General features: G+C 63.7%; 18 protein-coding genes. 6 read left to right on the top strand and 12 right to left on the bottom strand.

Annotated features, from left to right (window positions below; translation table 11 throughout):
* Positions 1-111: 111 nt before the first annotated feature.
* Together gcvP and AC0IPL_RS14595 are read left to right on the top strand one after the other, a co-directional pair.
* Complete coding sequence (gene gcvP, locus AC0IPL_RS14600) at positions 112-2,964, top strand: aminomethyl-transferring glycine dehydrogenase (protein ID WP_474275331.1); 2,853 nt, start codon at positions 112-114, stop codon at positions 2,962-2,964.
* A 93-nt stretch (positions 2,965-3,057) separates the two neighbouring features.
* Positions 3,058-4,062, top strand: a complete 1,005-nt coding sequence (locus AC0IPL_RS14595) for a helix-turn-helix domain-containing protein (RefSeq protein WP_474275330.1) — start codon at positions 3,058-3,060, stop codon at positions 4,060-4,062.
* A 70-nt stretch (positions 4,063-4,132) separates the two neighbouring features.
* Here the strand turns inward: AC0IPL_RS14595 and AC0IPL_RS14590 are convergent, their stop codons facing one another.
* From AC0IPL_RS14590 to AC0IPL_RS14555, 8 genes are all read right to left on the bottom strand, one after another.
* Positions 4,133-5,419 carry an ABC transporter permease gene (locus AC0IPL_RS14590; protein WP_474275329.1) on the bottom strand — a complete coding sequence of 429 codons (1,287 nt, stop codon included), beginning with the start codon at positions 5,417-5,419 and terminating at the stop codon, positions 4,133-4,135.
* Positions 5,416-6,336: an ABC transporter permease gene (locus tag AC0IPL_RS14585; RefSeq protein WP_474275328.1), complete on the bottom strand. Its 921-nt coding sequence runs from the start codon at positions 6,334-6,336 to the stop codon at positions 5,416-5,418. Before AC0IPL_RS14585 ends, AC0IPL_RS14590 begins: the two co-directional genes overlap by 4 nt.
* 13 nt (positions 6,337-6,349) lie before the next feature.
* On the bottom strand, positions 6,350-7,462 hold the full coding sequence (locus AC0IPL_RS14580) for an ABC transporter ATP-binding protein (RefSeq protein WP_474275326.1): 1,113 nt from the start codon (positions 7,460-7,462) through the stop codon (positions 6,350-6,352).
* Positions 7,463-7,619: 157 nt separating this feature from the next.
* On the bottom strand, positions 7,620-8,744 hold the full coding sequence (locus tag AC0IPL_RS14575) for an extracellular solute-binding protein (protein ID WP_474275324.1): 1,125 nt from the start codon (positions 8,742-8,744) through the stop codon (positions 7,620-7,622).
* Positions 8,745-9,123: 379 nt separating this feature from the next.
* Positions 9,124-9,885: an ABC transporter permease gene (locus tag AC0IPL_RS14570; protein ID WP_474275323.1), complete on the bottom strand. Its 762-nt coding sequence runs from the start codon at positions 9,883-9,885 to the stop codon at positions 9,124-9,126.
* On the bottom strand, positions 9,882-10,628 hold the full coding sequence (locus AC0IPL_RS14565) for an ABC transporter permease (RefSeq protein ID WP_474275322.1): 747 nt from the start codon (positions 10,626-10,628) through the stop codon (positions 9,882-9,884). The genes AC0IPL_RS14570 and AC0IPL_RS14565 overlap by 4 nt, the downstream gene beginning before the upstream one ends.
* Before the next feature lie 9 nt (positions 10,629-10,637).
* Positions 10,638-11,402: a transporter substrate-binding domain-containing protein gene (locus AC0IPL_RS14560; RefSeq protein ID WP_474275321.1), complete on the bottom strand. Its 765-nt coding sequence runs from the start codon at positions 11,400-11,402 to the stop codon at positions 10,638-10,640.
* Between the two features lie 40 nt (positions 11,403-11,442).
* Positions 11,443-12,240 carry an ABC transporter ATP-binding protein gene (locus tag AC0IPL_RS14555; RefSeq protein ID WP_474275320.1) on the bottom strand — a complete coding sequence of 266 codons (798 nt, stop codon included), beginning with the start codon at positions 12,238-12,240 and terminating at the stop codon, positions 11,443-11,445.
* Positions 12,241-12,336: 96 nt separating this feature from the next.
* Here AC0IPL_RS14555 and AC0IPL_RS14550 point away from each other — a divergent pair, with 96 nt between their 5' ends.
* Genes AC0IPL_RS14550 through AC0IPL_RS14535 form a run of 4 tightly spaced genes read left to right on the top strand, consistent with a single transcriptional unit; the run spans position 12,337 to position 16,573 of the window.
* Positions 12,337-13,002, top strand: coding sequence for a TetR/AcrR family transcriptional regulator (locus AC0IPL_RS14550; RefSeq protein WP_474275319.1), 666 nt, complete (start codon positions 12,337-12,339; stop codon positions 13,000-13,002).
* Positions 12,999-14,183, top strand: a complete 1,185-nt coding sequence (locus AC0IPL_RS14545) for a pyridoxal phosphate-dependent aminotransferase (protein ID WP_474275318.1) — start codon at positions 12,999-13,001, stop codon at positions 14,181-14,183. Before AC0IPL_RS14550 ends, AC0IPL_RS14545 begins: the two co-directional genes overlap by 4 nt.
* Positions 14,180-15,787 (top strand): 5-guanidino-2-oxopentanoate decarboxylase, encoded by a 1,608-nt coding sequence (locus tag AC0IPL_RS14540; RefSeq protein ID WP_474275316.1) that lies wholly within the window; start codon positions 14,180-14,182, stop codon positions 15,785-15,787. The genes AC0IPL_RS14545 and AC0IPL_RS14540 overlap by 4 nt, the downstream gene beginning before the upstream one ends.
* Before the next feature lie 3 nt (positions 15,788-15,790).
* Positions 15,791-16,573: an arginine deiminase family protein gene (locus tag AC0IPL_RS14535; protein WP_474275315.1), complete on the top strand. Its 783-nt coding sequence runs from the start codon at positions 15,791-15,793 to the stop codon at positions 16,571-16,573.
* A 546-nt stretch (positions 16,574-17,119) separates the two neighbouring features.
* Here the strand turns inward: AC0IPL_RS14535 and AC0IPL_RS14530 are convergent.
* From AC0IPL_RS14530 to AC0IPL_RS14515, 4 genes are all read right to left on the bottom strand, one after another.
* Positions 17,120-17,548 (bottom strand): thiol-disulfide oxidoreductase DCC family protein, encoded by a 429-nt coding sequence (locus AC0IPL_RS14530; protein ID WP_474275314.1) that lies wholly within the window; start codon positions 17,546-17,548, stop codon positions 17,120-17,122.
* Positions 17,549-17,619: 71 nt separating this feature from the next.
* Complete coding sequence (locus AC0IPL_RS14525) at positions 17,620-18,261, bottom strand: NAD(P)-dependent oxidoreductase (protein WP_474275313.1); 642 nt, start codon at positions 18,259-18,261, stop codon at positions 17,620-17,622.
* 194 nt (positions 18,262-18,455) lie between these two features.
* Positions 18,456-20,096, bottom strand: coding sequence for an ABC transporter substrate-binding protein (locus AC0IPL_RS14520; protein ID WP_474275311.1), 1,641 nt, complete (start codon positions 20,094-20,096; stop codon positions 18,456-18,458).
* A 203-nt stretch (positions 20,097-20,299) separates the two neighbouring features.
* The gene (locus AC0IPL_RS14515) at positions 20,300-20,806 is read right to left on the bottom strand and encodes a CBS domain-containing protein (RefSeq protein ID WP_474275309.1); all 507 of its coding nucleotides are present in this window, start codon (positions 20,804-20,806) and stop codon (positions 20,300-20,302) included.
* Between the last annotated feature and the right edge of the window lie 304 nt (positions 20,807-21,110).

Here is a 21,110-nt window from a genome sequence, read left to right as displayed (position 1 = left end):
GCGGATCCGCCGCAGCCTGCCCGGATCCGCCCTTCTTCTGGCTGAAAATATCCCCGCCGGAGGCTCTCCACAGCCCGGCTGGACGTGACCTTTCCAAAGGAGCGCTTGCAAATGGCCTTCAAACTAACCGATTACGAAGCCTATGACTTTGCCAACCGGCGTCATATCGGCCCTTCCCCGCAGGAAATGGCCGACATGTTGCAGGTCATCGGCTTCAAGACGCTGGATGAGCTGATCGACGCCACCGTGCCGCCTGCCATCCGCCAAAAAGACGCGTTGGACTGGGGTCCGGCGATGACCGAGCGCGACGCGCTGTTCCACATGAAGGAGGTCGCCTCCAAGAACAAGGTGCTGACTTCGCTGATTGGTCAGGGTTACTACGGCACCACCACGCCAGCGCCGATCCTGCGCAACATCCTGGAAAACCCGGCTTGGTACACCGCCTACACGCCCTACCAGCCGGAGATCTCGCAGGGCCGCCTCGAGGCGCTCTTGAACTTCCAGACCATGGTCAGCGACCTGACCGGGCTGGACATCGCCAATGCCTCGCTGCTGGACGAAGCCACCGCTGCCGCCGAAGCCATGGCCATGGCGCACCGCGGATCGCGCTCCAAGGCGAACAACGCCGCCTTCTTCGTCGACAAGAACTGCCACCCGCAGACCGTTGCCGTGATCCAGACCCGCGCCGAGCCCCTGGGCATCGACGTTGTGGTTGCCGATCCCGATGAACTGGATCCGGGCGCGGTCTTTGGCGCGATCTTCCAGTATCCCGGCACCTACGGCCACGTGCGCGATTTCACCAAGGAAATCGAAGCCATCCACGAGCACAAGGGCATTGCCGTTGTCGCCGCCGACATCCTCGCGCTGGCGCTGCTGAAATCGCCCGGCGAAATGGGCGCCGACATCGCCGTCGGTTCGACCCAGCGGTTCGGCGTGCCGATGGGCTACGGTGGCCCGCACGCGGCCTACATGGCAACCACCGACAAGCTGAAGCGCGCCATGCCCGGCCGCATCATCGGCGTGTCGGTCGACGCCCGCGGCAACAAGGCCTACCGTCTGGCGCTGCAAACCCGCGAGCAGCACATCCGCCGCGAAAAAGCCAACTCCAACGTCTGCACCGCGCAGGCGCTGCTGGCGGTGATGGCGTCGATGTATGCGGTCTACCACGGCCCCAGCGGCATCAAGGCCATCGCCCAGTCGGTGCACCGCAAGACCTCGCGTCTGGCTGCGGGCCTTGAGGAACACGGCTTCAAGGTGGAGCCGGAGGTGTTCTTCGACACCATCACCGTCGAGGTCGGCCCGCACCAGAAAACCGTTATGGAAGCGGCAGTTGCCCGCGGAATCAACCTGCGTAAAGTGGGGGAAACCCGCGTCGGCATCTCGCTCGACGAGCAGACCCGCGCCGAGACCATCGAAGCGGTCTGGGGCGCCTTCGGCATCGACAAGAAGGACGACAGCGTCAAGAACCGCGCCTACCGTCTGCCCGATTACGCGCTGCGCGAAAGCGAGTACCTGACACACCCGATCTTCCACAAGAACCGGGCCGAGGCCGAGATGACCCGCTACATGCGCCGTCTCGCCGACCGCGACCTGGCGCTGGACCGCGCGATGATCCCGCTCGGCTCCTGCACCATGAAGCTGAACGCGACCATCGAGATGATCCCGGTCACCTGGCCGGAATTTGGCAACCTGCACCCCTTCTGCCCGGAAGACCAGGCGCAGGGCTATCACCAGATGATTGCCGATCTGAACGACAAGCTGTGCCAGATCACCGGCTATGACGCGATCTCCCAGCAGCCGAACTCCGGCGCGCAAGGCGAATATGCGGGCCTGCTGACGATCCGCAACTACCACGAGGCGAACGGCCAGGGCCACCGCAACGTCTGCCTGATCCCGACCTCCGCCCACGGCACCAACCCGGCCACGGCGCAGATGGTCGGCTACAAGGTGGTCCCGGTGAAAGCGGACGAGAACGGCAACATCGACACTGCCGATTTCCGCGCCAAGGCCGAGCAGCACAGCGACAACCTCGCCGCCTGCATGATCACCTACCCCTCCACCCACGGCGTGTTCGAGACCACCGTGCAGGAGGTCTGCGAGATCACCCATGAGCACGGCGGCCAGGTCTATATTGACGGGGCCAACATGAACGCCATGGTGGGCCTGTCGCGTCCGGGTGACATCGGCGGCGACGTCAGCCACCTGAACCTGCACAAGACCTTCTGCATTCCGCATGGCGGCGGCGGCCCCGGCATGGGTCCGATCGGCGTCAAGGCGCATCTGGCGGAGCACCTGCCGGGCCACCCGGAATACGGCACCGCCGTGGGTCCGGTCTCGGCGGCACCGTTCGGCTCGCCCTCGATCCTGCCGGTCAGCTGGGCCTACTGCCTGCTGATGGGCGGTGCGGGTCTGACCCAGGCGACCAAGGTGGCGATCCTGAACGCCAACTACATCGCTGCACGCCTGAAGGATGCCTACAAGATCCTCTACACCTCGGAGACGGGCCGTGTGGCGCATGAATGCATCCTCGACACCCGCCCCCTGGCGGATGAGGGCGGCGTGACCGTGGATGACGTGGCCAAGCGTCTGGTCGATTCCGGCTTCCACGCGCCGACCATGTCCTGGCCGGTTGCGGGCACCCTGATGGTGGAGCCAACCGAATCCGAACCCAAGGATGAGCTGGACCGTTTCTGCGAGGCCATGCTGTCGATCCGTTCGGAGGCGCAGGACATCATCGACGGCAAGATCGATCCCGAAAACAACCCGCTGAAACACGCGCCGCACACGGTGCGCGATCTGGTGGGGGACTGGGACCGGCCTTACACCCGCGAACAGGCTTGCTTCCCGCCCGGCAACCTTGGCGTCGACAAGTACTGGCCGGCCGTGAACCGGGTCGACAACGCCTATGGCGACCGTCACCTGGTCTGCACCTGCCCGCCGATGTCGGACTACGAAGAAGGCTGAGGCCTTTGGCCGGGGGCTGTCCCCCGGCTCCCCTGTCCCGCCGACATCACCGGCGGGACAGCCCCCCGCATGACCCGCTCAGAGGAGAGAATGATGTCCCGTCTCGAACCACTGACCATGCCAGTTCCGCAGCCCACCGCGCCAGCGACACCCACGGCCCGTTTCCATGATGTGGAAATCATTCTGCCCCAGCAGGACTCCCAAGCCGCCGCGCAAATGATCCGCGAGGTTTTCCGTGCCGCCAATGACCTGTTTCCCGGCGCGCCCTACCGCACGCATGTGCGCTATCTTGCCCCGCAGATGCGCTCAGCCCCTGCAGGCTGGAAGCCGCGGACCGCGATTTTTCTCGGGGGAATCTCCAGCCGCTGGAGCCTGAACAGCGGTGACAGGGCCAGTCTACAGCGGATCTGCCGCCAGACGCCGCGCTGTCTGTTCGCCGGCAGCGCCATCTTCCTGCTGCCCGAGACCGGGTTAAACGCCCCTTACGAGACCGCGGTGCACGCCAATTTCGCGGCCGCCGCAAGGGAAGAGAACCTGCCCTGCGCCCCTAGCGGCACGCTGACCACTGCGACGGAGCGGATCAGCACCGCCATCAGCAGCTTTGCCGCGCTGCGCCTGCTGGCGAGTTACCTGCGCGAAGACCGCGGCGCCTTCATCGCCGATGCAGTGTGCGATTACCTGGGCCTGGCCCTCGGGCCGACTGCGGAGCACTCCCGCGTGTCGTTGCAACTGCGGCAGGCCGCCGGCGGCGACGCGCTGATCGTCAAGATCCTGGATCTGATGCAGCGCAACATCGAAGAACCGCTTCTGATCCGCGACATTGCCAGCCAGGCTGGCGTCTCGCCGCGCAAGCTGGAGCGCCGCTTTCAGCAAAAGATCCGCACCAGCCCACTGACGGCCTATCGCAAGCTGCGCATTGAGAAGGCGCGCCAGCTGCTGCTGCACACGACCCTGCCGCTGGCCGAGATCGTCGAGGCCACCGGCTTTGGCTCGCGCAGCAACCTGACCGAATGGTTCAAGCGCGAGTACAAGACCAGCCCGCAAGCCTTTCGCAAACAATATTACGCCGACCGCGAGCCGCAACGGTCGCTGGCCTGAACACCCGCCGCAGTGCAAAAAAGGCGGCCCCGAGGGACCGCCTTTTCTATGGGCCGGACGATAAGATGGATCAGTTGCCTGATCCCGCGTCGTCGCTGCCGGACAGGTTGCCGGGATTGAACGCACCGCCAAAGCCGGAGTTGCCCCCTGCGGGTGGCTCTTCTGCCGGGCTGGCGTCCGCGTCGCTGCCGTCACCGGACAGGTTGCCGGGGTTGAACACACCGCCAAAGCCAGAGTTGTTGCCGGACGGCTGCGTCTGCGGTGCCGCCTCCCCCTGCTGCTCCAGCTGTTGCTGGCGGCGCAGCTCGCGCTGGCGGCGCAGCTCCTGGATGCGCTGTTCAGTCTCCAGCCGTTTCTGCTCCTGCACGTCGGCGATACATTGCTGCGGGCTGTAGACCGCCGCGGTGCCAACCACCGCCACCGTTGCACAAGCCACAACCACCAGCGCCACCGCCGCGACATTGGAGCTGAGGAAACCCGGCAGCCGAAGCTTGCCGCTTTCCAGCTCCTCCACCGTGGCGTTCTTGCGCGCCATGGCCACCAGTTCCTTGCGGCGGATCGAAGCCTCGTTTGCCAAGGCGGCAAAGACTGTCAGCAACACGATGATGAAGGCCAGCGCCGAGATCGCAGGCGTGATGCCATAGCGCACCTTCTGCGCCAGCTCGATGGTCAGCGTCGGGTACTCGCCAAAGGTGAAGGTGGTGGTGTTGTAGTTCTCGAAGGACGCCAGAAACGCCAGCACCGCGGCGCTGGCAATGGCGGGCCGCATGAACGGCAGCAGCACCTTGCGGAACGCCTGCGCATGGGTGGCCCCCAGATCCAGCGCCGCCTCGGTCAGTGCGATGTCATAGCGCTGAAGCCGCGCCACCAGCACCAGCATGCAATAGCTGGCAATGAAGGTGGACTGGCCAATGACGGTCAGGAACAACCCGTTCGACAGAAAACTGTCCGCCCCAAGCCCCAGCATCCGGTTGATCCGATCCCAGAACACCAGCGTCGAGATGCCGATCACCACCCCGGGGATCAGGATCGGCGCGATGATGATGGTGTAATAGGTCGCCCGCAGCTTGGGCCAGATCTGGGTCAGCATCAGCGCCCCCGCCAGCCCCATCGCCACCGACAGCACAACCGTGCCCGCCCCCACCAGGATCGAGTTCCAGATGCCGTTCAGGATGCGTTCGTCCTGAAAAAGCGCCGAGAACCACTCGAACGTCAGGCACTCCCACGGGGTCATCCGCGGGAAAGACGGTGAGTTGAAGGCGGTGGCCGACATGATCACCAGCGGGCCCAGAAGATAGGCAAAGAACACGCCCAGATAGACCCAGAGGCTCAGGCGCATGAAAGACAGGTTCTTCATTTGCCAATATCCCCCATGTTCACCTTGAACAGCCGCATGATCGCCAGCACCAGCAGGATACAGGTTACCAGCAGCACCACCGCATAAGCCGCGCCCTGCGGCCAGTCGGAGTTGTCATTGAACTGTTGATAGATCAGCTGCGTGAACCACAGGCTCGACGGCCCGCCGAGGATCTGCGGCGCTGCCAGCGCGCCTGCCGACAGCATGAACACCATGGTGCAGCCCGAAGAAATCCCCGGCTTGGCGTAGGGAATGACCACCCGCTGGTGGATCTTGGCCCAGCTCGCGCCCATGTCGCGCGCCGCCTCGATCTGGTTGCGGTCGAGGCTTTCGATAACGTTGTAGATCGGGAAGATCATCAACAGGATGTAGGCGTACCCCAGACCCGCATAGAGTGCGATGTCATTGCGGATGAAATCAAATGGCGTGTCGAAAATCCCCAATCCCACCAATGCGTTGTTCAGCACCCCGGTCTCGCCGAAGATGATGCGCAGGGCGAAGGCGCGCAGGATCTCGTTGATCCAATAGGGGATGATCAGCATCAGCGCAAAGATGCGGATGTGATTGCCCTTGGTCTGCGCCAGGTAATAGGCGATCGGGTAGCACAGGATCAAGTTGAAGATGGTGACGCAGACCGCCGCCAGCAGCGTGCGGAAGAACACCTTGAGGTCGACAGCGTTGTAGTCCTGGCTGCCGCCTTCGGGGCCATAGATCAGGTACTTGTAGTTCTCCAGCGTGTAGACATCCTTGGGGCCGCCGATCTCCGGCGGCGGCAGGTTGGGGCGGAACGAGAAGTCGAGCATCGACAGCTGTGGCAGGATTATCAGACCGATGGTCCAGAACAGGACCAGACCCAGCATCAGACTGCCCATGCCGGTGCCGTTGCGCTTGAAGAATTCCTTCAGGAAGACTGGCATGGCGTGCGCCCCCTCATTCCGCGGCCAGCTCACCCGCGGGTACGACAACGGCGTTTTCCGTGGCGTATTGCAGGGTGATGTTCTGACCGGTGTGATCGTCAAAGGACTGCCCCACATTGGGAATCGAGACCTTCAGCTCCTTGCCGCCGTCGCCCTCCATGAAGATGTTGAAGGCATTTCCCTCGAACTCCTCGTGGTTGACCCGCGCCGAGACCAGATTGCCGGCGGCAGCGCCCTCACCCGCCAACGCGAGGGCCTCGGGGCGGATGAACATCATCGCCTCATCGCCTTCGGTCATGCGGCCCTGATTGGCGGTCGAAATCCGCGCCATAAGGTCGCCGGAGCGGTTGGTTTCAATCAGCGCCTCGTTGCCCATGACCCGCTTGACCTTGCCGCGGAACACGTTGTTTTCACCGACAAACGACGCGGCAAAGGCAGTGGCGGGGTCGTTGTAAATGGTCTTGCCATCGGCAATCTGGTCGATCACCCCGGCCTTCATCACCGCGATGTTGTCGGACATGGTCAGCGCCTCGCCCTGGTCATGGGTGATGTAGATGAAGGTGATGCCGACCCGCTGCTGGATCTCCCGCAGCTCCGTGCGCATGTGCTGGCGCAGCTTCAGATCCAGCGCCGACAGGGGCTCATCCAGCAGCAGGACGTCCGGCTCCGCACAGAGCGCGCGCGCGATGGCCACCCGCTGGCGCTGGCCGCCCGACAGCTCGCTGGGCAGTTTGTCGCCCTGCCCCGGCAGCGCGATCATGTCCAACAGCTCATCCGCGCGCTTGCGTCGCTCGCGCATGGATGCGCCCTTGATCTCCATTGAAAATGTGATGTTTTCCCAAACCTTCATCAGCGGGAACAGCGCCAGATTCTGAAAGATCAGCGCGGTGGGCCGCTTGTTGGGGCCGATGCCCTTCATGTCATTTCCACCGATCAGCACCCGCCCTTCGCTCGGGTCCAGAAAGCCGGAGACCGCCCGCAGAATCGTGGTCTTGCCACAGCCCGACGGCCCCAGGAACGAAAAGAAATCGCCCCCATTGATGTGTACATTGGCATCACGCACGGCGACAAAGTCCCCAAAACGGATCCAGAGGTTCTCGAGATCAACGCCGACCCCAGCACTCATTTGGCTTCTCCCTTGGGTGCAGACCGCCACCCGGTGGCACGCCACCGGTTGCCGCAAGATCTGCGTCCCTTAGCTGTTGGTTGAATGTGCCGCGCCGCCGCGGCACGGCTGGCCCCCGATCGTTTCCGGAGGCCAGCTGCAAGACAGGCGCTTTCTATCAGGCGCTCTTGAACTTGTTCACGAACTCGGTGCGCACATCGGCATACCAGGGCGCTTCGGCTGGCCACGGGTTCAGATTGGCCAGTGAGTTGCCCGGATAGGCTTCGGCAAAGTTCTTCTTGTAGACATCGCCCGAGTAGGTGTCCGCACCCAGCACCGGCGAGTTGTAGCCGTGGCTGTCGATCGCCTTGCCGGCCGGTTCCTTGCGATAGGCATAGTCGAGGAAGGCATAGACCTGTTCCTCGTTCTCGGCGCCGACCGGCATCGAAATGCCGTCAACCCAGGCCATCGCGCCCTCAACCGGGGCTTGGTAATGCACCGGCTCGCCCGCGGATTTCAGCGCCAGCGGCGGGCCGTCCCAGGTCTGGCCAACCACCACACCTTCATTCAGCAGGCCGTTTTTCTGGGTGTCGGCATCGTTCCAGATCAGCTTGATCCGGTCCTTGCGCGCCATGCACCAGTCGGTGACCTGGCCCCAGACCTTGCGCATGGTTTCCTCATCCTCATAGGCGGCCCAGATCGAGCCCGGCTCCATCTCGCCCGAGGCTTCCATGAACAGGCCCGCACCCAGCATCATCGAATGCGCGCGGCCCATGGTCTTGCCGGCGTTTTCTTCCGACCAGACATCGCCATACGAGGGCGCATCGCCCGCGGGCAGCCATTTGTCGGTGCGGTAGGCGATGCCTTCGGTGCCCCAGATATGCGGCAGCCAATGCACGCCCTCGCCGTCGAAGTTCCAGGCATCGGTGCCGATCTTGGCCATCGCCGGGTTCACCGCGTCGATATTGACCTTGTTCATGTCAAAGGGCTTCAGCAACTCCAGCGGCCCCCATTGCAGCGAACGGTTGTTGGTGGGCGACACGATGTCGAAGCCCTGGCCCTTGGTGGCTTTCATCTTGTTGATGATTTCCTCGTTCGAGCCGATGCCGGTGTAGTTCACCTTGATGCCGGTTTCGGATTCAAAGCCGGAAATGAATTCCGGCGGCAGGTAGTCCGACCACATCAGGATGTTGACCTCGCCCGAGGAGGCCAGCGCGCTCTTGGAATACAGCGGTGCCGCCAGCGCCGCGGCGCCCGCAGTTTTCAGCACCGCGCGGCGCGACAGTGAAGTCTTTATCGTCATGTCCAATATCTCCCTATGGATTGATTTTGTTATTGTTGTTTGTTGCAGAAGCTTGCGGTTGCCGGTCTTTCACCGACAGTGACAGTTTCAGAAACCGATAAGACCAGTTGACCGGATACATCTCAAAACATGGTGCCAGTTTCGGCGGAACTTGCAAAAGAAATGCAAACATTTCAGGCTGGCTCGGGAAATTCCTTGCTGTATCCGCAGTCTGCGCGCCTCGGCACAGCCCGTCAACGCCATAGCGCCCCAACGGGCCATGTGACGACCACTTGGGGTGAAGTTTTGGCCAAAGCCGTGCGATGGCGCCGTTTGCAAGGGATAACCTGAGAGTGGCTCAGGTCGCTCTGCGCGTTCGTCCGGGACCGCAGGCGCTGTCTCAGCCCTGCTCGAACCGTCGGAAAGCCAACGCGATCAGGCCGGCGATCACCAGATAGACCAGCGCCAGCAGCAACAGCGGCTCATAGACGATGAAAGTATCCGACCGCACCCTGGAGGACACCGCGTAGATGTCGACCACCGTGATTGTCGCCACCAGCGGCGTGGCCTTCAGCTGCAGGATCGTTTCACCGCCCAGGGTGGGCAGCACGTTGCGCACCGCCTGCGGCAGCCAGATCCGCCGGAACATGGTAAACCGTGGCATGCCAAAGGACTTTGCCGCTTCCAGCTGGCCCTTGGCCACGCTGGAGAAGGCACCGCGCATCACCTCACCCTCATAGCCCGCATAAGACAGCGTCAGCGCCAGCACCGCGTAGGGCCAGGCCTGCCGCAGATAAGGCCACAGCTCTGATCCGCGGATCCAGGGGAACTGCGGAAACAGCGACCCCAGCCCATAATACAGCAACCAGATCTGTAGCAGCAGTGGCGTGCCGCGAATGATGGTGCAGAAGGTGCGCGCGGGGATCGACAGGTACCAGGGGCCAACCGCCTGCGCCATCCCCAGCGGCACCGCCAGCAGAAAACCGAGGACGGTTGAAACCGCGAGGATCCAAAGCGTGGTCCACAGCCCCTCCAGCGCCAGCGGCGCATATTGCGGGATCCAGTCCCAGCGCAGCGACAGCGCGCACCAGACAGCCAACGCCGCAAAGACCAGCATCATCACGACGCGGTGCGGCTGCATCAGCGCCTTCAGCCCGATCATGACGTGCCCCCCTTCAGCGAAGGCTGGCCGCGCCGCGCCCATCTTTCAATCCGCGCAAAGACCGCGCCGGAACACAGGGTCACCATCAGGTACAGGAACCCCGCCGCGAGGAAAAAAGTGAAATAGGCCCGCGTGCTGCTCGCCGCCTGCCGGGTTTCCAGCGTCAGCTCGTTAAAGCCGACCACTGCCAGCAGCGCGGTATCCTTCGTGGCGATCAGCCACAGGTTCGCCAGCCCCGGCACCGCAAAGCTCATCATCGCGGGGATCGTTACCCGCCGCATGACCATCAGGCCCGGCATGCCATAAGACTTTGCCGCCTCGATCTGGCCCACTGGCACCGCCTTGATGGCGCCGCGCAGCACTTCGGTGGCATAGGCCCCCTGCACCACGCCCAGCACCCAGATGCCGGCCGCGACGCCGTTGATCTCGACCCGGCCGCCGCCCAACGCGGCGGAGATCTTGTTGATGAGGTCGCTGCCCACGTAATAGAGGATCAGGATCAGCACCAGTTCCGGCACCGCCCGGATCACCGTGGTATAGATGGCGAGAAGGTCTCGCGTGACCTTCCCGCCGTAGAGTTTGCCATAGGCCCCGAACAGCCCGATCACCAGCCCCATGCCAAAGGCACCAAAGGCGATTTGAAGAGAGTTGGCCAACCCGCGCAGCAGGTTGCCGCCCCAGCCCGACAGCGACAGCAGTTCTGCGCTGGCGCCGAGGCCCAGTAAGTCAAGCAGTCCGGTCACAACAGCGCCTTAGTAGATGCTGGTGGTGAAGTATTTGGCGGTGATCTTCTCGTGGGTGCCATCGGCAAGGATCGCCGCAATGCCCTTGTTCAGCGCCTCGCGCAGATCATCGTCACCCTTGCGCACGCCTGCGCCCACACCCCGGCCGAGGATCGCCGGGTCATCCGCGACCGCGCCCTTGATCTCACAGCAGCTGCCGGTGTCGGAGTTCACGAAATCCGCCATTGCGATGCTGTCAGCCTGGGTCGCGTCGATGCGGCCTGCAAACAGATCCTGGTTGGCCTCGTCCTGGGTCTGATAGACTTTCAGCTCGGCATCCCCGAAATGCGCCTGGGCATAGGCCTGGTGGGTGGTCGAAGCCTGGATACCCAGAACCTTGCCCGCCAGCGATTCCGGTGTCGGCTCGATGTCCATCGACTTGTCCGCCACGATCACCGCCGGGGTGTTGTAATAGGGATCGGTGAAATCGATGGTCTTCATCCGCTCCTCGGTGATCGACATCGAGGCCATGATGGCGTCGATCTGCTGGCCGGTCAGCGACGGGATGATGCCATCCCAGGCCACCGGCGTGATGACACAGTCCAGTTCAGCCGCGGCGCAGACCGCGCCGATGATCTCGACCTCCCAACCGCTCCAGTTGCCGGAACTGTCAGGTGCGGCAAACGGCGGATAGGGTTCCGCGGCGATGCCGATCTTGACCTGCTCAGCGGTGGCGGCGCCGGCGGACAGCGCGGCGGCGGCAGTGGCTGCGGCAATCAATACATTCAGTTTCATCTTATTCTCCCAGTTGCTTTTTTGTTTTGGTGGTAGTGGATCAGGCGACCGAGCTGAGAAACTGCTTCAGCCGCTCTGACTGCGGGTTGCCAAAGACCTCGGCAGGCGGGCCCTGCTCTTCGATGCGGCCTTGATAAAGATAGACGACGTGGTTGGCGACTTCGCGGGCGAATTTCATCTCGTGGGTGACCAGCAGCATGGTGCGCCCCTCCGCGGCAAGATCCCGGATCACCGTCAGCACCTCGCCGACCAGCTCCGGGTCGAGGGCTGAGGTCGGTTCGTCGAACAGCATCGCCGACGGGTCCACCGCCAGCGCCCGCGCGATCGCCGCGCGCTGCTGCTGGCCGCCGGACAGATAAGCAGGATAGGTGTCCTCCTTGCCTGCCAACCCGACCCGCTCCAACAGCTGCCGCGCACGGGCGGTGGCCTCCGCCTTGGGGGTTTTCAGCACATGCACCGGCACTTCTATCACGTTTTCCAGCAGGGTGCGGTGGGTCCACAGATTGAACTGCTGGAACACCATCGCCAGCCGGCTGCGGATGCGTTCGATCTGCCGCGCATTGGCAGGGCTGCCGTCGGGACGCATGGCCACCTCTTCGCCGCCAATCACGATACGCCCCGCGCTTGGGGTCTCCAGAAAGTTGATGCAGCGCAGCATGGTCGACTTGCCAGAGCCTGAGCCGCCGATGATCGCCACCACATCGCCCTGCCGCGCGGTCAGCGACACGCCCTTCAGAACCTCCAGTTCGCCGAATGACTTGTGCAAGCCCTCCACCCGGATCGCCTCCTGGCGCGTGTCAGTCTCCGGGCTGGCGGCGGCTGCGGTGGATGTGGTCATTGCTGCGTCTTCCTGAATTTTCCGATTGCAGTAAGCCGCGACTCCAGTAATTATTCAAGCGTATAATTTCAACGCCAGGCAAAAACAGGAGCTGAGGTGACCGACGAGCGCCGCAAATTCAAACGCGAATCCGCCGAAGCGCGGAAGCAGGCGCTGATTCTCGCCACGCTGGAACTGGTGGCGGAAAACGGCGTGCGCGGTGCAACCGTGCGCGCCATCGCCGAGCGCGCCGACGTCACCCAAGGGTTGATCCGGCATTACTTCAGCTCCAAGGAAGAGCTGATCATCGCCGCCTACGAACACCACATGACGGCGATGACCGATCAGACCATGGCCCCCGCCAGCGCCCTGCCCGCCGATGCCGCGCAGCCGGACAGCGCCCGCCAGCGGCTGATCGCCTTCGTCAACGCCTCGCTGACGCCGCCCGTGGTCGATCCGCGCGCCATCGCGCTCTGGGCCAGTTTTCTCAACAAGGTGCAGCAGGATCCGCAGATGAAGGCGACGCACGAACGCACCTACGCCTATTTCCGCGACCATTTGCAGGGTTTGATCGCCGCCGCTTTGGCCGAGGCCGACAGCCACGCGGACCCGGCCCGCCAGCGCCGCCTCGCCATTGCCTGCAACGCGGTGATCGACGGTCTCTGGCTGGAGGGCGGTGCCCTGCCCGATGCGTTTGCGCCGGGAGAACTGGCAGACATAGGGCGGCATGCGGTGGCCGCCATCATCGGATTGAATTTGGAACAAGGGGCGGAACAGCCATGAAACTGACAGCAGTCACCAAACGCCTCGCCGGTCTCGGCGGCGGCAAATGGGAGGTGCACCTGAAGGCCCGGCAACTGGCCGAGGCCGGGGCTGATCTGGTGGAAATGACCATCGGCGAACCCGATGTGCCAGCCCCGGATGATCTGGTTGCCACCGCCGCCCAGGCCATGCAGGCGGGGCGCACCGGCTATTCCGACGGTCGCGGCGAGGCAGGGCTGCGCGCCGCCCTGGCCGAGACCTACAGCGCCAGCCGCGGCCGTGCCTTCACCGCGGACAATGTGCTATGTTTCCCCGGCACCCAGACCGCGCTTTATGCCGTGCTGCAAGGCGTGGCCGAGGCGGGCGACGAGGTGCTGGTGGGCGATCCGATGTATGCCACATATGAGGGCGTGGTGCGCGCCAGCGGTGCCGACATGGTGCCGGTGCCGCTGCGTCCGGAGGCGGGCTTTCGCCTCCAGGCCAGCGACATCGCCGCGCGTCTCACCCCGCACAGCCGCGCCATTCTGCTGACCACGCCGCACAACCCTACCGGTGCCATTCTGACGGCGCAGGATCTGCAAGAGATCGGCCAGCTGGCACTGGAACACGACCTCTGGATCATCTCGGACGAGGTTTATGAGCATCTGGTCTTTCAAGGCTCCGACTTCGTCTCACCGCTGGCCGACCCGGCGCTGGCCGACCGGGTGATCGCGGTCTCCTCGATCTCCAAATCCCACGCCGCACCGGGGTTCCGCAGCGGCTGGTGCGTCGGGCCACGGGAATTCTGCGATGCGCTGCTGCCGGTGTCGGAGACCATGCTGTTCGGCAACCAGCCCTTCATCGCGGACATGACTGAAAAAGCCATCCGCGACGGCTCTGCCGTGGCTGCGGGCATGGCGGCCCGTTTTGCCGCCCGCGCGGACCTTTTGGAACAGCGTCTGCACGCCGAGACCCCCCTGCGTGTTCACCGCCCCAAGGCCGGCATGTTTGCTCTCATCGACGTCTCCGCCACCGGTATGGACGGAGACGCCTACGCCTGGAACCTGCTGGACAGCGGCGTGGCGGTGATGCCCGGCTCTGCTTTTGGTGACGGGCTGCGCAACTGGGTGCGGGTCGCGTTGACAATTGATGACGCGGATTTCGCCACCGCACTTACGCGGATCACAACCCACGCCAATCGCATCAAACGGAGCGTCGCATGAGCAAGGAAACCGTCGGCCAAGCGCTGGTCACCAGCCTGCAATCGCGCGGCGTGGGATGCGTCTTTGGTATCCCCGGCGTTCACACGGTGGAGCTGTACCGCGGGCTTTCTAACTCGGGCATTCGCCACGTCACGCCGCGCCACGAACAGGGAGCGGGTTTCATGGCCGATGGCTATGCACGCGCCTCTGGGCGGCCGGGGGTGGCCTTTGTCATCACCGGTCCCGGTCTCACCAATACGCTGACCGCCATGGCCCAGGCGCGCGCCGATTCGGTGCCGATGCTGGTTGTCTCCGGCGTCAACGCCAGCACCACGCTGGGCCGCCAGCACGGGCACCTGCACGAGCTGCCCGACCAGCATGCGCTGGCCAAGACCGTGGCGCTGACCTCGCAGCATGTCGCCCGCCCGTCTGAACTTGAAGGCGCGCTTGCCGCCGCCTTTGCGCCCTTTGACTCTGGCCGCCCCGGCCCCACCCATGTGCAGATCCCGCTGGATGTGGCGGGAGACACTGCCACCAAGGACGCTCCCGCGGTCGCGGCCTGCGCCCCGCCGCCGCCCGACCCGGAACTGATCGCCCGCGCCGCGAGCCAGCTGGCACAGGCGCAGCGGGTGGTGATCCTCGCAGGTGGCGGCGCCAAGACTGCGGGTGCGGAGCTGCGCGCGCTGGCCGAACATCTGGACGCGCCGGTCGTGCAGACCACCAACGCACGCGGGCTGCTGCACGACCACCCGCTGACGGTGCCCGCCAGCCCCAGCTTGCAGGCGGTGCGCGATCTGATCGAAGATGCCGATTGCGTTCTGGCCCTGGGTACAGAACTGGGGCCAACCGATTACGACATGTATGCCACTGGCCGCATGGCCGCGATGACCAACCTGATCCGCATCGACATCTGCCCGCATCAGCTGGCCCGCCACCCTGCGGCGCTGACCATCCCAGGCCACGCCCGCGCCGCCGCCGCGGCACTTCGCTCTGCCCTGCCCGATCAGCCACGCCAGTCCGACGGCGCGGCGCGGGCCGAAACCAGCCGCGCCGCCGCGTTCGAAGAAATCGGCCCCGCCTACCGCCAGCAGGTGGCGGTGCTGAACGCCATGCGCGACGCGGTGCCCGATGCGCTGATGGTGGGCGATTCCACCCAGCCGATCTATGCCGGCAACCTCTACTATGACCACGACCGCCCCGGCGGCTGGTTCAATGCCGCCACCGGCTATGGCGCGCTCGGCTATGGCATCCCCGCCGCCATCGGCGCCGCCATCGCCAGCCCTGACAGCCCGGTGATCTGCATCACCGGCGACGGCGGCGCGCAGTTCTCCCTGCCGGAGGTCATGGCCGCAGTGGACGAAAACCTGCCCGTCACCTTCGTGATCTGGAACAACCGTGGCTATGGTGAGATCGCCTCGGCGATGGAAGAGGTCGAGGTCCCGGTCGTCGGCTGCGACCCCACGCCGCCGGATTTCGCCGCCGCCGCGCGCTCTTTCGGCATCGCCCACACCTGCGTGCCGCAGGATCCGCAGGCCATCGCAACCGCCCTGAAACAGGCGCGGGCCCTCAACGCACCGTCGTTTCTGGAAATCGACATCACCCCCCGCACGCCGGGACAGGAGTAACCCATGGACAACCCCTCGTTTGAATTTGCCCGCGCAATCACCCGCCGCCCCGCTGCCAGCATCACAGCCGGCCTGCGCGCCGAGGACATGGGCAACCCCGACCTGGACGGCATGCTGGCCGCCCATGCGGCCTATGTCGCCGCCCTGCGCAGCACCGGCGCCGAGGTGATCGAGCTGGACCCGCTGGAAGCCTTCCCCGATGCGCAGTTCGTCGAGGACACCGCCCTGTGCCTGCCGCAGGGCGCCATCCTGATGCGCCCCGGTGCGCCGTCGCGACTGGGCGAGGTGGCCGAAATGGCCCCGACCCTGCGCAGCTGTTACGAAGACGTCCGCGCGATCACCGGCCCGGGCCATATCGAAGGCGGCGACATCCTGGTCACCGGCCGCGAAATCCTGGTCGGCCGCTCCGACCGCACCGATGCCGCGGGCGTGGCCGAGCTGGCCGAGATCACCACTGAATGGGGTCACGCCTTGCGCGAGGTCTTCACGCCTGAGGGCGTGCTGCACTTCAAGACCGACTGCTCGCTGATGGATGCCGAGACCATCCTGGCCACCAAACGCCTTGATGCTTCGGGCTGTTTCGAGGGCTACCGTGTGCTGCACGTCCCCGAAGGCGAGGAAGCCGCCGCCAACGCCATCCGCTTCAACAACCTGGTGTTGATGGCAGCAGGCTTTCCGCGCACGGCCGAACTGCTGGACAAGGCAGGCTACGAGGTGGTCGAGATCGACAACACCGACTGCGCGCTGCTCGATGGCGGCATGTCCTGCCTGTCACTGCGCTTCTGACGCGCGCAACGGATCCCGGCCAGCTAGCGCCGGGGTCCACCCCGTGGCGGGATCGCACAGCCATACGTGCCGCACCGTTATGCTGTGGCCCGGCGGGCTGGATATAGGTTGCGGCAACGCCGTCCGCTCCCCTCGGCCATCGCCGCTCGCCAGTGTCCTTGGACCAATGGCTTAGAAGGCACCGCTCGCGCTGACCAGGCTGGCATCCCTGTCAATGCCCTTGGCGCGCCACGTGCAGACCGCGGCGCTGTGCACCCCATGCGCCCGGCACAGACCGGCACCAGCAACACCGCACACACCTGCCGCCGAATGCCCATGATCTGGACCTCGGAAAAACGCGCCGTCTTCATCAGACCCGCCCCGGCCGTGCTGCGGAGAAAGATCTGCTTCCGCACCCCCTCAGTTTGGGGAGGACCAGCCACCCAGCAAGTGGAGCCCGACCAACAGTTCCTGACGACGTCACCGTAGAATGACAGATCGTTGCGTCCTAAGCCGACATTGCGCCCCCCGTCGGGGCCGGATGATGCAGGGTTTCTGGCCGCTATCTCATCGGTTGCGGCGCTGCTTCTCGGGGGGTGGGTTGGCGGCTTCAGCGCCCAGCAAGGAGGCGATTTTCGACAAGGCGGGGCGCAATGGCAAGAACATCCGGTAGCCGACCTCAAGCACCGGCAAAACGCCGGGCAAGCGCGCAATGCGGGCCGCCCAGCGCCAGCGCGCCAGGCGTTCCCAGATCGCGACAAACCCCCGCGCACCAGAGGCCAAGGTGCCATCCGGCAGCCTAACGTGAAAGCGGCGCATCGCGTCCTCGGGCGCCAGATCGCCGCCGAGCTGCGCCGATTGCGAGACATCAACAAAGCAAAGCCTGTCACCGCCTTCGCGCCCGGCGTAGTGCTTGATTTCGGCCGTACAGAGCGGACAAGACCCATCGAAATAGACCGTCGTTTCAGGCGGTTCCTTGTTGTCTGAGGTAGTCATATGATCCTCGCTTTCCTGCGTCACAGTTGACCGCAGCTGCTTTGTCGGCGCAGCCGCGAAAGGTCGGGTGGTCACCGGGTCAGCACGACGTCCAAGCGAACATCCAGATTGTTCTCGACGGCGTCGATGAGGTATTGCGCCACGGCCCCCCGCGAGATCAAACCGTTGCGCCATGACGATGGCTCCCGCAGGACCTGGGGTCTCGCCGATCCAGAACCGTTGGTCAGGATCACCGGGCGCACAATGGTCCAGTCCAGACCACTTTCCATGATCAGCGCTTCCTGACGGTCCTTGTCGGCGTAGGGCTTGCCCAGAAGGGCCCTATGTCCAAGCCGTTCAACCGTGCTCATGGCGTTTTTCGACCGCCCCGCGCCAAAACCCGTAACGGCCAACAGCCGTTTGGTCGGCGACTGCTGCATCGCGTCGATCAGCACCTTTGTCGTGTCGGAGAACAGCGTGACGTCTTCCCAAAGCATCGAGACGCCTTCCTTGATCCCGAGGGCATAGATCACCGCCCGCGCCCCGGATAGTGCGCCCGCAACGTCCGGGGCGCACAGCGCGTCGCCAGCAAAAGGTTCCACCAACGCGCGATCTTCGAGATCGTCGGCACTGCGGGCAAAAGCGCGGACCGGCAGGCCACGGTCGACCGCGGCGTCAACGACCGCGGCGCCAATGCCCGAGGTCGCCCCCATGACAAGGATTGGCTCGGTCATTGGCGGCCCCGGTCAGCGGCTCGGACGGTCCGCTGACCACACCGACCGTCCCATATACGACCCGATCTTTTGAGCATCTTGCGCATCAATTCCACCCCTCCCCAACAACTTCATCACGGATAATTCTGATATAGGGGCTTGCTCAGAAAGGTGACTGGGCGGCAAATCGTCGCCCCACGACCGGATTTCTTACGTCACCCGGAAAAGCCCAGTTTCGAGACATGAATTTCAAAGGTCGGATGCATTTGCGCATTTACGACAGTCGGCTTGTAGTGGCGATAGATCGAGCGCCAGTAAGGCTGAATGATGACCCCCTCGTCCTGCATGATCTTTTCCAGTTTCGCCATGACCTCGCGGCGCTGGTCCGCATCGGCGATGGCCAATGCGTCGGTCAGCAGGGCATCAAATTCCGCGTTGGCAAACCCGCTTTCATTCCAAGGCTCGCCCGAGCGGTAGGCAAGCGCCAGAACCTGCACGCCCAGTGGCCGCTGGGCCCAGTCGGTCGTCGAAAACGGATAGCCGACCCAGTCGTTCCAGAACGTCGAGCCGGGCAGGATGCTGCGTCTGACCTTGATCCCCGCATCGCGCAGCTGCGCCGCGACACTGTCAGAGGTGTTCTTGCGCCAGGTGTCGTCGATCGAGACCAGATCATGCTCGAAGTCCGCCATGCCGGCCTCTTGCATCAGAGCCGCCGCCGCGGCGGGGTCATAGGTTGGCGCTGGCAGTTCGGCATATTCTGGATGCAGCGGAGAAACATGGTGGTTTTCCGCAACCGTTCCGTTGTCGCTGAATCCCAACTCGAGGCAGACGGCGTTGTTGACGGCCATCGCAAGTGCGCGCCGCACGCGCACATCGGCATAGGGTTTCTCGCCGTCCACCTCTGCGTTTTGATTGGGGCGGATCACCACCGTATTGGCCGTGATCGCTTCGGACTTCTCCCAACCGAGATCATCGAAGAGAGAGATGTACTCGCCCAGGGATTCATAGATCATATCGACCTCATCGGACTCGACCGCCGAGAAGATCGAGGATTGCTCAGTGCCGTAGTCGATATATTCGATCCGGTCGAGAAAGGCTCCCTCCCCCCACCATTCGTGATCTTCATTGCGCACGAGAACCGCTTTGATCCCGATCTCATACTCAGCGGGCAGGTAGGGTCCTGTGCCGATGGGGTTGGACAGTGGATCGCCGTCAAACGAACTGTGCACAATGGCCGCGGGGTAATCCGAGAAGCCCGCGATCAAGGTGATATCCGCGTTGTTGAGCGCAAGCTTGACGGTCCGCTCGTCGATGACCTCGACTGCCCCTGCGCGCGCCTTGCCAGTCTCCTCGTCGATAAGAGACGCCATGCGGGAGGCCATCGAGTTCCCCTCAACGGACTTGTCGCACCAACGCTCGATGTTCATCGCGACGTCTTGCGCCGTGAAGGGATCGCCGTTGTTCCAACGGACGCCATCGCGCAGCCTGAGAACGTATTCCGTGGCGTCCTCGTTGATCTCCCAGCTGTCCAGCAAGGACGGGGCAATGCTGCCGTCGATCTGATACTCGACCAGATATTCGAGCCAGCCTCGGGTGTAGTTTGACATCTGCGGCCAGTCGAATGTGCGCGGGTCTTTCAGCGCTTTGACACTGGACTCGATGCGCAATGTCCCACCGGGCTGAGCCTGGGTCAAAGCCGCGGCGGGTTGCTGCAGGCCGATCAACCCGTATGCCGCCCCTGCCGACAGGCCAAGCGATGTCGCACGGGTCAGAAACTCGCGGCGTGACAAAGTCGATGCCGCGACTTCTGCGGCATATTGTTTTGCTGCGGGGTGAATTGACGTGATTTTGACCATAGCTTGGCTCTCCTGTTGGAAATTGTGCCTTTACCAAGCTGTCAAAAGTGCGCGCGAGGCAGGCAATTTGTGTCACGGTAAGCGACCACTCAAAGCGAGTATGGCCCACTCATGCGGCCTCGCAGCGTATAGCGCGGGACATAGTCCTCTACGTCTTCAGGCCGTCGAACAAGACCACTGACCTCTTCGGCCAGGATCGGCGCTCAATTCATCATGCTGACAACGATAACCATCGCCAATGAATAAACCGCGATCCCACCGCCAATCAGCAACAGGGGAAAGTTCTTTGTCGCTGTTGCCGTTACCATTGATCTCATCTGATATATCAAGTCAGGCCAAGTGTAGGAGACGAAGTCGCCTTGGGTGAAAATCGCCTTGATGCGACCGTTCTCGTCGACAACAGGCAGTCTTCGGAAACGCTCGTTCGACATGATGCGGAGCCAATCCACCAGATCATCCGTTTCACTCGCCAGCCTCGGGTTCTCGGTCATGATTGCGGAAACGTCCGTCGTCCTGGCATCGCGCTCTTTCGCAACGATTTTGTTCATGACGTCCCGCTCGGTTACCATGCCGATGACCTTCTCATCGCCATCGATCACGACGATGGAGCCGTACCTCTTTTCCGTCATCGCCGAAACGGCGTCCAATACACTTGTATCCGGTGAACAGGTCAGTGGCTGTTGCTTTGACTTGTACTCGGGCCGGTCCATCAACCTATTCCCGCGACGCTGGCTCTCGTTTGGCATGATGTGACCCTCTGCGTGGCTCCAGTTGGCAGGAGACGTAGCCCGATCGGGCGGAATTGCCAGATAGACGCCAATGAGACGACGTGATCCGACCGATGGCCTGCCCCTATGATCAAAAGCGCGGGGCGCATCTACCAGCTGACCCTAATCGACGCCTGTGCGCGGGTGGACTGAACGACCCCGCCGCACCACGGCCATCGTCGTCTTGCCTGCTTCGCAAGATCAACGCGGTCTGCCGCCCGCCAGGCACATTCTGTCCCTAGGCTCA

The organism is Leisingera sp. SA32, from assembly GCF_056033425.1.
This window is presented reverse-complemented; position numbering and strand designations above follow the sequence as displayed.